11 protein-coding genes are annotated in these 14760 nt (G+C 65.2%); 1 reads left to right on the top strand and 10 read right to left on the bottom strand.

The window, feature by feature from the left end:
- Positions 1–12: 12 nt before the first annotated feature.
- On the bottom strand, positions 13–2109 hold the full coding sequence (metG, locus tag ACFR9U_RS07340) for a methionine--tRNA ligase (RefSeq protein WP_247376009.1): 2097 nt from the start codon (positions 2107–2109) through the stop codon (positions 13–15).
- 99 nt (positions 2110–2208) lie between these two features.
- Between metG and ACFR9U_RS07345 the strand changes: the two genes are divergently transcribed.
- Positions 2209–2808: a TetR/AcrR family transcriptional regulator gene (locus ACFR9U_RS07345; protein WP_247376008.1), complete on the top strand. Its 600-nt coding sequence runs from the start codon at positions 2209–2211 to the stop codon at positions 2806–2808.
- Positions 2809–2824: 16 nt separating this feature from the next.
- Here the strand turns inward: ACFR9U_RS07345 and ACFR9U_RS07350 are convergent, their stop codons facing one another.
- From ACFR9U_RS07350 to smc, 9 genes are all read right to left on the bottom strand, one after another.
- The gene (locus ACFR9U_RS07350) at positions 2825–3412 is read right to left on the bottom strand and encodes a DUF835 domain-containing protein (RefSeq protein WP_247376005.1); all 588 of its coding nucleotides are present in this window, start codon (positions 3410–3412) and stop codon (positions 2825–2827) included.
- Between the two features lie 74 nt (positions 3413–3486).
- On the bottom strand, positions 3487–4005 hold the full coding sequence (locus ACFR9U_RS07355; RefSeq protein ID WP_247376140.1) for a YqaA family protein: 519 nt from the start codon (positions 4003–4005) through the stop codon (positions 3487–3489).
- 116 nt (positions 4006–4121) lie between these two features.
- Positions 4122–5174 (bottom strand): tyrosine decarboxylase MfnA, encoded by a 1053-nt coding sequence (gene mfnA / locus ACFR9U_RS07360; RefSeq protein WP_247376003.1) that lies wholly within the window; start codon positions 5172–5174, stop codon positions 4122–4124.
- A gap of 96 nt (positions 5175–5270) precedes the next feature.
- Complete coding sequence (locus ACFR9U_RS07365; protein WP_247376001.1) at positions 5271–5843, bottom strand: response regulator; 573 nt, start codon at positions 5841–5843, stop codon at positions 5271–5273.
- 68 nt (positions 5844–5911) lie between these two features.
- Positions 5912–8188, bottom strand: a complete 2277-nt coding sequence (ppsA, locus tag ACFR9U_RS07370; RefSeq protein ID WP_247375998.1) for a phosphoenolpyruvate synthase — start codon at positions 8186–8188, stop codon at positions 5912–5914.
- Between the two features lie 241 nt (positions 8189–8429).
- Positions 8430–9332: a PhzF family phenazine biosynthesis protein gene (locus tag ACFR9U_RS07375; RefSeq protein WP_247375996.1), complete on the bottom strand. Its 903-nt coding sequence runs from the start codon at positions 9330–9332 to the stop codon at positions 8430–8432.
- Positions 9333–9678: 346 nt separating this feature from the next.
- On the bottom strand, positions 9679–9900 hold the full coding sequence (locus tag ACFR9U_RS07380; RefSeq protein ID WP_247375993.1) for a hypothetical protein: 222 nt from the start codon (positions 9898–9900) through the stop codon (positions 9679–9681).
- A gap of 88 nt (positions 9901–9988) precedes the next feature.
- Positions 9989–11173 carry a segregation and condensation protein A gene (locus ACFR9U_RS07385; protein WP_247375990.1) on the bottom strand — a complete coding sequence of 395 codons (1185 nt, stop codon included), beginning with the start codon at positions 11171–11173 and terminating at the stop codon, positions 9989–9991.
- Complete coding sequence (gene smc / locus ACFR9U_RS07390; RefSeq protein WP_247375988.1) at positions 11166–14750, bottom strand: chromosome segregation protein SMC; 3585 nt, start codon at positions 14748–14750, stop codon at positions 11166–11168. The genes ACFR9U_RS07385 and smc overlap by 8 nt, the downstream gene beginning before the upstream one ends.
- Between the last annotated feature and the right edge of the window lie 10 nt (positions 14751–14760).

The following is a 14760-nucleotide window of genomic DNA, read 5'->3' on the forward strand; positions in this document are numbered from 1 at the left end:
CGGCCCGCGGTCCTACTGGATCTTCGAGCCGAGCGGGGCGTCCTCGTGGGTCGTCAGCAGGTCCGCCTCGTCGCCGGCGGCCAGGATCATGCCGTTGGATTCGACACCGAACAGCTCCGCTTTCTCCATGTTCGCCAGCAAGACCACGCGCGTGCCTGGCAGTTCGTCCAGGTCGTGCAGCTGTTTGATGCCGGCGACGACCTGGCGGGTCTCGACGCCGATGTCGACTTCGAGGCGGGCGAGCTTGTCCGAGTCCTCGATCGGTTCTGCCGTCTCGATCTCCCCGACGCGCATGTCGAGGTCGCCGAAGTCGTCGAAGCTGATCCGTTCCTCAGTCAGTGATTCGGGTTCGAAGTCCATGGATTCTGTGTCGTCTTCTTCGTCCTCGTCTTCAGTCGCTTCCGCGACGCGCTCCTGGAGTTTCTCGTTCAGTTCCGCGATACGTTCGTCCTCGATCTTGCCGAACAGCTCCTCGGGCTCGTCGAAGGTCGCGGGCGGCGTCGCGAGCGCCTCGTCCAGTTCCGCTGTGGCGACGGCGCCGTCCTCGCCGAGCTGGTCCCAGAGGGCTTCGGCCTTCTCGGGCATGACCGGCTGCATCAGTACGGCGATGGCCTTCGCGAGCTGGACGCAGTCGCGGATGACCTGGGCTGCCTTTTCGGGCTCGTCGTCGGTGAGCTTCCAGGGCTCGTTGCGCTGGATGTACTCGTTGCCGTAGTCGGCCAGGTCGATCGCGACCGCACCGACGTCACGGATGCGGTACTCGTTGAGCGCGTCCTCGAACTCCGCGATGGACTCCTCGATGCGCTCGCGGACCTCGTCGCTCACCTCCGCGTCCGGTGTGCCCTCGTAGTTGCGCACGGCGAACAGCAGCGAGCGGTAACAGAAGTTCCCGAGGTTGCCCACGAGTTCGCCGTTGACGCGCTCGGCGAAGCGGTCCCAGGAGAAGTCCACGTCCGTCTCCAGGCCGCTGCCGTTGACCATGTAGTACCGGAACAGGTCCGGGTGGAACCCTTCCTCGAGGTACTCGTCTGCCCACACCGCCCGATTTCGGGAGGTCGAGAGGGCCTTCCCGTCGATGCCGACGAAGCCCGTCGCCAGAATCGCGCGCGGTTCGTTGTAGCCTGCCCCGCGGAGCATCGCGGGCCAGAACACGGCGTGGTGCTGGATGATGTCCCGACCGATGACGTGGACGATCTCCCCGCTCTCTGCACTCGCGAGTTCGTCCTCGCTGTCGACCGTCCAGACCTCCTCCCAGTCGTACTCCTCGGGACCCACGCGGTCGGTGTACTTCTTGGTCGAGGAGACGTACTCGATGGGCGCGTCGACCCACACGTACAGGACGAGGTCCTCGGCTTCGTCGTCGTCACCTGGGTAGTCGATCCCCCAGTCCATGTCGCGGGTGATACAGAGGTCCTGCAGCTCTCCTTCGATCCACTCGCGGGGCTGGTTCTTGGCGTTGTCAGTCCCCTCGACGCGGTCGATGAACTCCTGAAGGTAGTCCTGGAAGTCAGCGAGCCGGAGGAACTTGTGCTCGCGCTCGCGGTACTCGGCGTCGTTTCCGGTGAGCGTCGAGACGGGGTCTTCGACCTCGCCGGGTTCGAGGTGGCGCTGACACCCCTCGTCGCACTCGTCGCCGCGGGCGTGCTCGCCGCAGTACGGGCAGGTGCCCTCGACGAGGCGGTCGGGCAGCCACTGGTCGGCCTCGGGGTCGTAGGCGACCTGGATCTCTTTCTCGATGACGTGGTCGCCGTCGATCCACTCCCGGACGAACTCCTGGGTCGTTTCGACGTTGGTCTCGTCGTGGGTGTGGCCGTAGTTGTCGAACTCGACGTTGAACTGCGGGAAGGTTCGCTCGTACTGTTCGTGGTACTCGAGGGCGAACTCCTCGGGGGAGACGCCCTCCTTGGCGGCGTTGACGGCGATGGGCGTCCCGTGCATGTCGGACCCGCAGACGAAGGCAGTCTGCTGGCCGACGCGCCGGAGCGCGCGGGCGATGGTGTCGCCGGTCACGTATCCTCGCAGGTGACCGACGTGGAGATCGCCGTTGGCGTAGGGCAACCCCACCGTCACGACGGCGGGAGTGTCCGTCGGAAATGGCTCGTGGCTCATGTGTGTCTCCGTACCGCCATACAGACCTAAAATCCGCTGGTTCGACACCGGGGCCGGGCCGAGCGAAAGACCGATACGAGTGACCGCTCACTCGCCGGTATGAGCGACGAGACGGTGCCGCCCGACGCCAAGGCGGAGATCGCCGCGGCCGTGCGCCAGGCCCTCGCCGACCACGGCTACGCCCGGCTCACGACGCAGAAGATCGCCGCCCAGAGCGAGAAGAGCGAGGCGGGACTGTACTACTACTACGACTCGAAAGACGAGATGATCGCCGCGTTCCTCGAGACCACGACGGCGTACCTCGCCGAGGCGCTGGCGGCCGATGACGCCGCCGATCCGGAGACGCAACTCCGCGCGGCCTGCGACCGCCTCTTCGTCAGCCGGGAGAACGAGGAAGCCAGCGGCGTCAACATCGCCGTCATGGAACTGCTCTCGCACGCCCCGTACAACGAGACCCTCCGTGAGCCGCTGCTGGAACTCGAGGGGAACACCCTCGACCATCTCGAAGGCATCATCTCCGCAGGCGTCGACCAGGGCGTCTTCCGCGAGGTCGATCCCCGCGGGACGGCCGCGTTCATCCTCGCCGCCGCGAACGGGTCGACCGGATTCTACCTGGCGCTCGGCATGGACGACGCCGGCAATCGGCTCCGCGACCGCGTCGACGCCTACGTCGACTCGCTACTGGCTGCCGACCACTGAGCGGACCGGCCACCAGTCAGCTCTGTCTAACCAGCCACTCGTCCCCGTCCCGCTCGACGACCGCGTCAAACAGGGTCGTCAGCGTCGCGATGGTCTGGTCGTCATGGGCCCTCGGGTCGAGGTGGACGTGCGCGCTCGCCCCGGCGGCCATGAATCGTCCGGTGAGCGTGTGCAGGAAGCGGAACACTCGATCCGTCTCCGTGTACTGTAACAGTACTGTCAGCGAGTCCAGACAGGCCGTGATCGGCGCGTCGTCGTCCGCCCAGCGGTCGAGATAGCGCGAGACGGCGATGCCGACTCCGGTCAGATCACCGGCAGCGACGTGGGTCTCGTGGACGCCCTCGGGGAGCGTCTCGTCCGGCGTCGCCTGACTCTCCGGGCAGATGATCGCCAGTGACGCCGGGAGAGCGTCGTTGTGATCGCGCCACCCCTCGACGATGTCCCTCGGTCGTCGCTTGTACGCGATCGTCAGGGCGTGTTGTTGTGCTGGCGTCGCTGTCGACAGCGTGTCGAAACAGAGTCCACTCCGCTCGATTTCGGTCGGCGATGCGAGAAGCAGCACCCGCGACTGCTCGCGCAACGCTCGTGTTGCGTGTGTTTCCATCCCCCAACCTCTGTGTCGACGTTAGTTGTTGGCTCAGGAATAGGTTTCGGTGTGTCAGGTCCGACTGGTCGGCCTCAGACGATCGCAACCGCACCGAGGCCGAACAGGAACAGCGTGACGATGAGTCGGCCGACGCTGCCGACGAACGTCGCCAGTCCGAACAACACGTGATCCTCTTCCAGGACGGTGAACGCGTAGATCGAGAGCGTGTCCGGGAAGCCAGGGACGCAGAGCGCCAGGGCGAGGCCGACGTAGCCGTACTGCTGTGCCAACTGCACGGTCTTGCGCTCGGACCAGGCCACGACGTCGATGCGCGAGCTGCGGAGGGCGCTGATGATCGGCCCGGACTGTTTGGCCTTCTGGCCGAGATGGAACGCCATGACGCTGCCGGCCGCTTTCGCCGCCCCGCTGATGAGGATCACCAGCACGAGATTCACTTCGTGGGGCAGTCCCAGCTGGAGGTGGGTGACAGGGAGGAGGACGACTTCACTGGGCAGCGGGAGGACGGCAGCGATGAGAAACGAGTAGACGGCGATAATTCCCAGTCCTGCCGGTCCAGTCGCGGTTCGGACTGCTGCTTCCAGGGTGTGCATCGTCCCCTGGAGGACGCCGTCGAGTGCGAGGACCAACGCTGACGCCACGTACCCAGTTTTCTTCACCCGGTGGTGTAAGCGTTAATATTTTCTCTCTATAGGAACAAATTGACAGGTCAGAACCAGTCCAGGTCCGCGACGAACGACCGGAGCATCGACTTCGTCACGTGGGGCATACAGACCACGCGCATCTCGTCGGCGCCGGTCTTGGAGATCCGCCAGCCGCGGCGACGCAGGTCCTCCGTGACCGGCATCGTCATGTCGGCGGCGACGATCGGGAGTTCCGGTTCGACGACGTCGTGCCCGCGCGCGGCCAGTTGCTCGGCCAGCCACTCGGCGTTCTCCATCGACTCGTAGTACTGCCTGCGGTAGCCCATGGGCCACAGTTCCTCCATCGCGGCGACGGCGCTGGCGACGCCCGCGCCGCTCCGGGTGCCCGTCAGCGTCGCCTGTGATTTCGACTCCAGATACGGCGTGTCGACGGCGAGTTCGTCGAGCAACGCCTGCGAGTGGGTGAGCAGCCCGCCAGCCGGGACGGCAGCCTGCCCCATCTTGTGCGGGTCGATGGTGATGGTGTCGACGTCGGCGTGGCCGAAGTGCCACCGCTTCTCGGTGAACGGCAGCACGAACCCGCCCCAGGCGGCGTCGACGTGACAGAGCGCGTCGTTGTCCCGCGCGAGGTCGGCGATCGCCGGGATGGGATCGACGCGGCCGTACTCGGTCGAGCCGGCGACGCCGATGACGACCACGGTGTCGTCGTCGACGAGTTCCGCCATCGCTTCCATGTCGGCGCGGTGGTCGGCGTCGGTCGGCGCCGTCCGCAACTCGACGTTGAGCAGGTCGGCCGCCTTGTTGAAACTGAAGTGGGCGCTCTCGGGCGCGACCATGTTCGGCCGGTCGGTGTCGGCCCGGTTGCGCGCGATCCGAACCGCCTGAATGTTCGCTTCGGTGCCCCCACTGGCGATGTACCCCTCGGGATTCGGGAGGCCGGTGATCGTCCCCAACATCTCGACGGCCTCGGTCTCTAGCTCGGAGACGGCTTCGTACGTGCCAGGGTCACCAGGATTCGTCGCGAGGAACCGCTCTGCGGCCTCGCGTGCCCTGGGGTGTGGCCTGGTACACATCGAAGAAAGAACCCGACTGAAATCCTGCGGTTCGACCCGCTGCATATGTCAGACAGCATGTGCCACAGTGGTTTAGCCGTTGCGTTCGCTCTGTGGACTGCTGGCACAGCACCCGGTCGCCGTACTGCGGGCCTGTCACCGTCAGCCGGCGTGGTGCGCCTCGCGGAACACGGCCGCCATCTCCTCGTCGAGCCCGTCGATGACGTCGTTGATCTGCCCGCGGAGGGCCTCTTTGCGCTGTTCGAGTTCGTCGACTTCCTGCGTCTCCTCGAGTCCGTGCTGGCTGAGCTGAGACTTGAGCGTCGCGTACGTCTTGACGACCGCGTTGTACTCAGACAGCAACTCCTCGTACTCGTCCAGTAACAGCAGTTCCTCAACGGTGTCGGCGAGCGCCTCCTGTGACACTGGTTTGGTGAGGTAATCGTCGAAGGGCATTTCGACGATCTCTCCCGCCGGGTCGACTGCGGTCACCATCACGACCCGGCAGTCGTACTCCATGTCCTGGATGTGCTCGAGCACCTCGTCGCCCGACAGCCCGGGCATGCGACGGTCGAGCAACACGACGTCGATGCTCGAATCGAGCGTGACGAGCGCTTCACCACCGCTCGAAGCGAGCAGGATCTCGTAGTCCGAATCCAGATAGAGTTGATACGACTCGGCGACGTTCTCCTCGTCTTCGACGATGAGAATCGTGGGTCGCTCCCCGGTCGGCATTACTCGCCGTCTTTCCCGTATACGTCAAAAAGGATTGGCGTGAGTTCGACGGACGAAATCGTCCGTAGTCAGCGCACCGAATCGAGGATGAGCTTCTGCTCGATGCGCTTGACCTCGTGCTGGACGTCGCGGACGGCGTCGATGTTCGCCGAGATGGACGTGGCACCCTCGTTGACGAGGTGGTTGACCATCCGCGGCTTCGAGCCGGCCTGGCCGCAGATCGACGTGTCGACGTCGTACTCGCGGCAGGTCTGTATGGTCTGGCTGATGAGTTCGAGCACACCCGGATGGAGTTCGTCGAAGCGGCCGGCGACGTTCTCGTTGTTGCGGTCGACCGCGAGCGTGTACTGCGTGAGGTCGTTCGTCCCGAAGGAGGCGAAGTCGATGCCGGTCTGGGCCATCTTCTCGACTCCGAGCGCGGCGGCGGGGGTCTCGATCATCACGCCCCAGCGGCGCTTCGCGGGGTCGATGCCGACCTCTTTCATCAGCGCTTTCGCGCGCGTGACGTCTTCGACGTCGTTGACCAGCGGCAGCATGAGCTCGACGTTGTCGTAGCCCATCTCCCACAGCTGGCGGAACGCCTCCAGTTCGTGTTTGAACAGTTCCGGCCGGTCGAGGCTGCGACGGATGCCACGGTACCCCAGCATGGGGTTGTGTTCGTGTGGCTCGTCCTCGCCGCCTTCCAGCTGACGGAACTCGTCCGTCGGCGCGTCCAGCGTTCGCACGCGCACCGGGCGCGGGTAGAACTCGTCGGCGACGTTTCGGACGCCGTCGATGATCTCCTGGACGTAGGCTTCCTCGCCGTGATCCTCGATGTAGCGCTCGGGCGTCTTGTTCGTCGAGAGGATCATGTGCTCGATGCGGAGCAGTCCGACCCCGTCGGCACCCGTCGCGGCCGCGCGCTCTGCGGCCTCCGGGATAGAGACGTTGACCTTGACCTCGGTCGCGGTCATGGGCTTGACCGGCGTCTTCGGTCGGGCTTCCTCGATGGGCTCGGTCTCCTCGCTGGTCTCGACGCCCTCGCGGATGGTTCCCTTGTCGCCGTCGAGCGTGACCATCTGGTCGTCGCTGAGCGTCTCGGTCGCACCGCCCGTCCCGACGACGGCGGGGGCGCCGAGTTCGCGTGCGACGATCGCGGCGTGGGACGTCATTCCGCCTTCGCTCGTGACGATGCCGGCGGCGCGTTTCATCGCCGGCACCATGTCCGGCGTCGTCATCTCGGTGACGATGATGTCGCCCTCGCCGACCTTGTCGAGCTGGTCGAGCTTGTCGACGATGCGCACGGCGCCGGAGGCGATGCCCGGGCTCGCGCCCAGGCCCGAGAGGAGGACGTCGCCGTCCTCGTCGGACTTGCTCGCCTGTTTGGCACCGCTGCCGTCGGCGGTCGCGGCCTCGCCGTCGCTGTCGGCGATGGTGGTGATCGGTCGGGACTGGAGCATGTAGACCTCGCCCTCGAAGATCGCCCACTCGACGTCCTGTGGCGTGTCGTAGTGGTCCTCGACCTGCTCGCCGAGTTCACAGAGCCGGTCGATCTCGGCCTCCGAGAGGACGCGCTCGGTGCGCTTGTCCTCGGGAACCTCGATCTCGTCGGTCTCCCCGGTTTCGGGGTCCTTGTCGTACATCGTCTTCTTGTCCGCGACCTCGACGTCTGTGACCTCGCCGCTCGCACGGTCGATGACGTAGTTGTCGGGGGTCACGGAGCCGGAGACGACGCCCTCGCCGAGGCCCCACGCGGCCTCGATGATGATCTTGGGTTCACCGGTCGAGGGGTGACTGGTGAACATGACGCCGGATTTCTCGGCGGCGACCATCTGCTGGACGACCACGGCGATGTCGACGACGTCGTGGTCGAACCCCTGCTGCTCTCGGTAGTAGGTCGCCCGCTGGGTGAACAGGGAGGCCCAGCAGCGTTTCACGCGGTCGAGCAGGTCTTCGCCGGTGACGTTCAGGAACGTCTCCTGCTGTCCCGCGAACGATGCGTCGGGCAGGTCCTCGGCGGTCGCGGAGGAACGCACGGCGACGAACGCCTCGTCGCCGACCTCCTCGTAGGAGGCGAGGATCTCCTCTTTGAGATCCTCGGGTATCTCCGTCTCGAGAATGAGTTCCTTTGCGCGCGCTTCCGCTTCCGCGAGCGCCTTGGAGTCATCGGCGTCGACGTCGACAGCCTCGAACAACTCCTCGTCGATGCCCGTGTCCTCGATGAATCGTCGGTAGGTCCCCGCCGTGACGACGAACCCCGGGGGAACCGGCAGGCCTGCGGCCGTCAGTTCCCCTAACGAGGCCGCCTTCCCGCCAACTGATTCGAGGTCGTCTGCCCCGATTTCGTCCAGCCAGAGTACAGCCATGTCCTCACCTGTAGGGTGCAGAACCCTGATAAAAAGGGTTCCGAACCGCGTCAATCGTGCTGCGTTTGCCGACACGACGCAGACCAAACCGCGTGGCCTCGCCCGAATCGTGGGTGTGTCTTCCCATGCGAAACCCCACTGCCGGGTGGTGGATTGTTATACAGGCGTTACCCCGCCGCTCCCACCGATCTCCGTCTCGCTGCCGGCCGTCCGGCAAACTGCCTCTGGGAGGGAAATCATGTCACGCTTCGATGATGTCGTCTTCGTCGCTCTCGGGGACGACCAGGTTGCCGTCCAGTGCGGTCACCGCGCGCCCGCCGACTTCGATCTCGGCGCCGACCCGGACGCGAACCCTGCCCGGCCGGTCGACGAAATGGCCCTGCTCGAACACCATCTCCTCGGGGACCGAATCGAAGGCGTCGTACTCGCGGACGTACGCGCCCGCGGCACCGCTTGCCGTCCCCGTCACCGGGTCCTCGGGCACGCCCTCTTTCGGGGCGAACATGCGCCCGTGCAGCGTCGAGTCGGCGTCGAGCGCGTCGAAGGTGAACGCGTAGACGCCCGCCGCGTCGACCTCGCGACTCACCTCCTCGATAGCGCCCAGCTGCGGGTTCATGTTCGAGACGTGTTCGAGGAAGTTCACCGGCACCATCAGGAACGGGAGCCCGGTCGAACTCACGGCCAGGGGCAGGTCCGCGCCCACGTCTTCCAGCGCGGCCACGTCCACGCCGAGCGCGTCCGCGACGGTCTCGTACTCCACGTCGACGCGCCGGATCTCGGGCTGGTTCTGGGTCATCCACACCGTCCCGTCGTCCTCGATCGTGACGTCCAGGACGCCCGTGTTCGTCTCGAACGTGTGCTCGCCGGCGTCGATGTGGTCGCGCTCGACCAGCCATGCGTGGCTAGCGACCGTCGCGTGGCCGCAGAGATCGACTTCGTTCGTCGGCGTGAAATACCGGAGTCGACGGTCCGCGTCGTCCGAGGAGCGCAGGAAGACGGTCTCGCTGGCGCCCAGCTCCGAGGCGATGGCCTGCATCTGTGTCTCGTCGAGATCGTCGGCCTCGGGAACCACGCCTGCGGGGTTCCCCGACAGCGGCTCGTCGGTGAACGCGTCCACGAGGTAGACCTGGCGGGTGTCGTGCATACCGTCGGCATCGCCCGACCCGCTGTTAAACGTTCTCACTGCTCGGGGGCGATCCCGTCACGGCAGTCGTGAGTTGGTAGTAATTTCATAGACGTCGCTACTCGGACGCGCTCGTCGCCACGAAAAAGTCGCGTCAGCGACGGCCGTCGTCGCGGACGTACATCAGGGCGTCGACGATCTGCTCGGTGTCGACCCGGCCTTCCATCTCGGTCATTCGCTCCTGGAGTTTGGTGGGGGTCATGTATATTGTTAACATGCGCCTTGGCATACATAGCTCTTTCGCCGCGTTTCGGTCCGCGTACTGGGCGGTCGGGTCAGCGCGCCGCTGAAAAATGGGGTCGCCTCGTCAGTCTGTTCGGGTCGCCCGGTGCGGCTCGGAGCTCGTCGGGTCGTTCCCGGCCCACAACAGCGCGGCACCGATGCCGGCCAGGATCGCGATCGCGCCGGTGACCGTTGCGGACACTGGCCACTCCGCGATTCCCTGCACGTCGACGACGTACAACAGACTCAGGACCACGAAACCTGCGGCCGAGAACCAACCGAACGGACCGATGCTGTTGTCTGTCATCCCGTTTGTCCCATGGCATTGGACGTGGGTAAGCACCCATTCTTGGGCGCGTGAGATGACGAGCCCCTAATTTGACTCCGCTAGAAAATCAGTCCGCGGCGACTTCTTCCGACCCGGTCGCGGCGTTGGGGTCCTGCACCCAGAGGTCGCCGAACAGGTCGTCCTGTTGGAGTCGCACCTGCCCGCGGTGGGCGAGAAACAGCAGCCCGAGGAACGTCTCGACGCGCGAGCCGCCGGCGTCGACGATCTCGGAGAACAGCACCTCCTCGCGGCCGGTGTCCCAGCGTTCGAGACACGCGCCGTACACGTCGTCGATGACGGCGTCGATGTCCTCGCCGTGGGCCGTGTCGGTCACGTCTGCCTCGGTCGGCTCGTCGTCCATCCGGAAGTCGTCGCCGCTCCGGTAGTCGAGTTCCTGCGTCCCGCGCTGATAGCTGCTTGGCGAGCCGCTGGTGTCGTACTCGCGGGACTCTTTCCACCAGGAGTCCCGCTCTGCGTCCCGGAGGTCCCGGACGAGTTCGTCCAGGGTCTGTGGCATTCCGCGGGCGCGTTTGCGCTCGAGCCGTCGGTCCATCTCCTGTTCCAGCGTCGCGAACGGGTCGGCCTCGGGATCGATCGGCGTCTCCTCGCCCATCGCCGCGGCCTCCCACGGCTCGGGCTCGGGCTCTTCGTCCTCGTCCTCCGAGAGCATCGCGTCGCTTTTCATCCGCAGGAGCACCGACGCGTAGAACAGCGCACGCCCGGAGGTCCGGAGGTCAGCCTCGTCCAGGCGGTCGAGGAACTTGTCCGTGACCGTTACGATGTCGATGTCCCACGGCTCGATCTCGCCGTCCTTGGCGAGTTGCACCAGCACCTCGACGGGCTGGACCTCGTCGTCGTCGTCTCCCTCGCCAGGAAGTTCGGGCCCGTAGTGGTTGCGGTACTCAACTTCCTGGACGTCTTCTTCGTCGTCGTCCGGCTCTGCGTCGGCTTCGTCGCTTGCCCCCTCGCTCTCGCCGGACCCGAGCATCGACTTCGCGCCGTTCGGGCGCTCGCGGTCCTCGTGGCCCGAGATATTGAGTGGGATGTCGTCGTCTCGCGGGTCGTCGCTTCGCTCCTCCCCGCTCGACTGTTCCGAGGACTCCCTGCGGTCACGGCTCACTTCGTTCGCCGTTCCCGATTCCGAAGACTCCCTTCGGTCGTCCTCGCCGTCCTCGCCGTCCTCGCTCTGCTCACGGGTCGCTTCGCTCCCCGCTCGCATTTCGGAGTCGCTCCGCGACTCCCCATCAGTCATCGGCCGGCACCTCCTCGTCGGCGTCGTCTGAACTCAGATCGATACCGGTCACGGCGGAGATGTTGTTCTCCTGCATGGTTACACCGATCGCTCGTTCCGAACGGTCCAGCAGCGCCGAGCGGTGGGAGACGACGACGAACTGCGCGTCGCCCGCGAGTTCGTCGACCATCTCGCCGACTAGTTCGGCGTTCTTCGCGTCGAGGAACGCGTCGACCTCGTCCAGCGCGTAGAACGGGGCGGGGTTGTACCGCTGGATGGCGAAGATAAAGGCCAGCGCCGTCAGCGACTTCTCGCCGCCGGACATCGCCGCCAGGCGTTGGATCGGCTTGTCCTTCGGCTGGGCCTTCATCGTCAGGCCGCCCTCGAAGGGGTCGTCTTCGTCTTCGAGGTGAAGAGTACCGGAGCCGTTCGAGAGCCGCTCGAAGATGTCCTCGAACTGCTCGTTGATGGCCGTGTAGGCGTCCATGAACGTGGCCTTCTTCTTGGCCTCGTAGGACTCGATGCGGTCCCGGATGCCGTCGGCCTCCTCGACCAGCGTCGCCTTCTTGTCCTCTAAGTCTTCGAGGTCGTCGGCGACGTCGTCGTACTCCTTGATGGCCAGCATGTTGACCGGTTCGAGCTTCTCCATCTCCGTTTCGAGCCGGTCGATCTCGCGCTCGACCTCGTCGTGGTCGGGCACGTCTTCGGGGTCGTAGTCGCCGACCTCGCTCTCGAGTTCGTCGACCTCCCATTCGAGGCGGTCGCGCTCCTCGCGGAGTTCGTCGAGTTCCTCCTCGACGTCCGTGACCTCCCGCTCTTGTTCGTCGCGCGCCTCCTTGGCCTCCTTGAGTTCGGCCTGGAGGTCGCTCCGTTCGTCTTTGAGGTCCGCGAGTTCGTCTTCCAGGTCCGCGACGGCCTCCTCTTTCGCTTCGAGCAGGTCCTCCTGCTCGGCGACGTTCTCTTCGAGGTCGGCGATCTTCTCTTCCTGTTCGGCCTTGCGGTTCTGTGCCTGCTCGATGTCGTCGTGGAGGTCCTCGATGGCCTCCTCCGCGTACTGCTTTTCGAGCTGGAGTTCGTTCAGGTCCGCGTCGAAGTCGTCGAGCTGGTCTTCCAGTTCGTCGATCTCTGCGCGGATCTCGTCGGCCTCGCTCGTGAGCCGCGGAATCTCCGAGTCTTCGATCTCCGTTTCGAGCTCGTCGATGTCGGCCTCGACGGCCTCGATGCGCTGGGTCTGCTCGGCGATCTCGCCTTCGAGGTCGTCCATCCGGTCGGAGACCTCCTCGCGCTCCGCTTCGATCTCTTCGAGTTCGTCCTCGAGGCGGTCGACGCGGTCGTCGATCTCCTCGCGTTCGGCTTCGAGTTTCTCGATGTCCGACTCGATCTCGCGGACCTGGTCCGTGGCGTCGGACTTCCGGTCGCGGGCGTCGTCGAGTCGGTCCTCGACGTCGCGCAGATCAGATCGGATCGACTGGCGCTCGTCTTCGAGTTCGTTGATGCGCTGAGCGACCCGTTCGAGCTGGCCTTTGCCGCCCGAGAACGAGTAGCGGGTCCCCTTGGAGGACCCGCCGGTCATCGCGCCGGACTTCTCGACGAGGTCGCCGTCGAGCGTGACCATCCGGAAGTCGCCCATCAGGTCACGGGCGGTGTTCATGTCCTCGACGATGAGCGTGTCGCCGAGTACGTACGAAAAGATGCCGCGGTACTGCGAGTCGAAGTCAACGAGGTTGTAGGCGAAGTCGATCACGCCGTCGTGGCTCGGCAGCGAAGGGAGCGACCGTGACTGCATCTTCGTGATCGGCAGGAAGGTCGCTCGCCCGGCTTGCCGAGATTTGAGGTACTCGATACAGTGCTGACCGATGCTGTCGTCGTCGACGACGACGTGGGCCAGGCGGCCGCCGGCGGCGGTCTCACAGGCCGTCGCGTACTCGGCGCTGACGCCGCCGAGCTGGCCGACGGTGCCGTGGACGCCCTCGATACCGCCGTTGAGGATCGTCGTCACCGCGCGCCCGTACGAGGAGTCGCCGTCCTGGCCCGCCTTCGCTTCGAGTTCGGCGTACTCCTGCTGTTTCGCCGAAATCGTGTCCTCGATGTCGTCGAGGTCGGACTGCAACTGCCGCTTCTCGCGTTTGAGGTCCTCGACGACGCCGGAGATGGTCTCGCGGTTCTGTTCGGCCTTCTCCAGTTCGGCTTCGAGGTCGTCGATCTCGGCCTGGATTTCGGGAACGCGCTCTTTGGCCTCCTCGATGGCCTCCTCTTTCTCGCGTTGCTGGTTCGAGCGCCGACGCGCCTCGTCGAGCAGGCGGTCCTGCTCGCGCTGGAGGTCGTTTTTCTCTGATTTGGCTTCCTCCAGGGTGGCGCGTTTCTCGTCGAGTTCGGCCTTGACTTCCTCGAACTCCTCGCCGATCTCGTCGATGCGCGCTTCCAGGTCTTCGAGGTCGCTCTCTTTGCCCTGGATGTCGGCCTTGATGGAGGACTTGGCGACCTTCTTTTCGCGGATGTCGTCCTCCAGGTCGTCGATCTGCTCCTGCTTGCGGTCGATCTGGACGAACGCCTGCCGGCGCTCGTTCTCCGCGTCTTCGATCTTCGCTTCCGCGCTCTCGACGGCGTCTTCGAGCCGAGAGATCTCGCCTTTGACCTCCTCGATCTCGCGTTTGATGCGGAGCTGCTCGTCCTCGCCTTTGCGCTCGATCTCGGCGTTTAAGTCTTCGAGGTCCTCTTCGAGCCTGACGACTTTCCCCTGGCGCTCGTCGAGTTCGCGCTGGAGGTCCTGCAGTTCGTCGTCCAGCTCCTCGATCTCCTCGTCGAGGCCGTCGAGCGCGGCGCGTTTGTCCTCCAACTCCGCGGCTTTCCGGAAGGACTCGTACTCCTCTTTCTCGTCGCGGAGGTCCTGATACTGCAGGGCCGTCTCCCGCTCGTCTTCGAGCTGGTCGAGTCGGTCCTGTTTCTCCTCGATGCGGAGTTGCGCTTCCTCGATGCGTTCCTCGACGACCTCTAACTCCTCGAAGGCGTCCTCTTTCTTGGCGTCGAACTGCGCGACGCCGGCGATCTCGTCGATGATCTGCCGGCGCGCGTGCGGGGTCATGTTGATGATCTCGGTCACGTCGCCCTGCATGACGACGTTGTACCCCTCGGGGGTGATCCCGGCCTGCGCGAGCAGGTCCTGGATGTCGCCGAGGTTGACCGAGCGACCGTTGATGTAGTAGTAGGAGTAGTAGTTGTCCTCGGTCTCTTTGACCCGGCGTCGAATGCTGATCTCCTCGACGTCGCCGACGTCCTCGGTGCCGGCGGCGTTGATGACCGCCGACCGCTCTAACGTGTGGTCGGAGTTGTCGAGGATGACCTCGACGCTGGCTTCGCGTTCCTCGTCGCTCTCGCCGTCGCCGTCCTGGTGACCGGGGTTGTAGATGAGGTCGGTCAGTTTCTCGGCGCGGATGCCGGAGGTCCGGGCGAGACCGAGCGCGAAGAGGACGCTGTCGATGATGTTCGATTTGCCGGAGCCGTTCGGGCCGGTGACGACGGTGAAGTCCTCGAAAAACGGAATCCGCGTCTTGCGGCCGAAGCTCTTGAAGTTGTCAAGGACGAGCTCTTTTATATGCATGGGGGTGCTC

It is taken from the genome of Halorientalis brevis (assembly GCF_042678165.1).
Lineage (GTDB): Archaea > Halobacteriota > Halobacteria > Halobacteriales > Haloarculaceae > Halorientalis > Halorientalis brevis.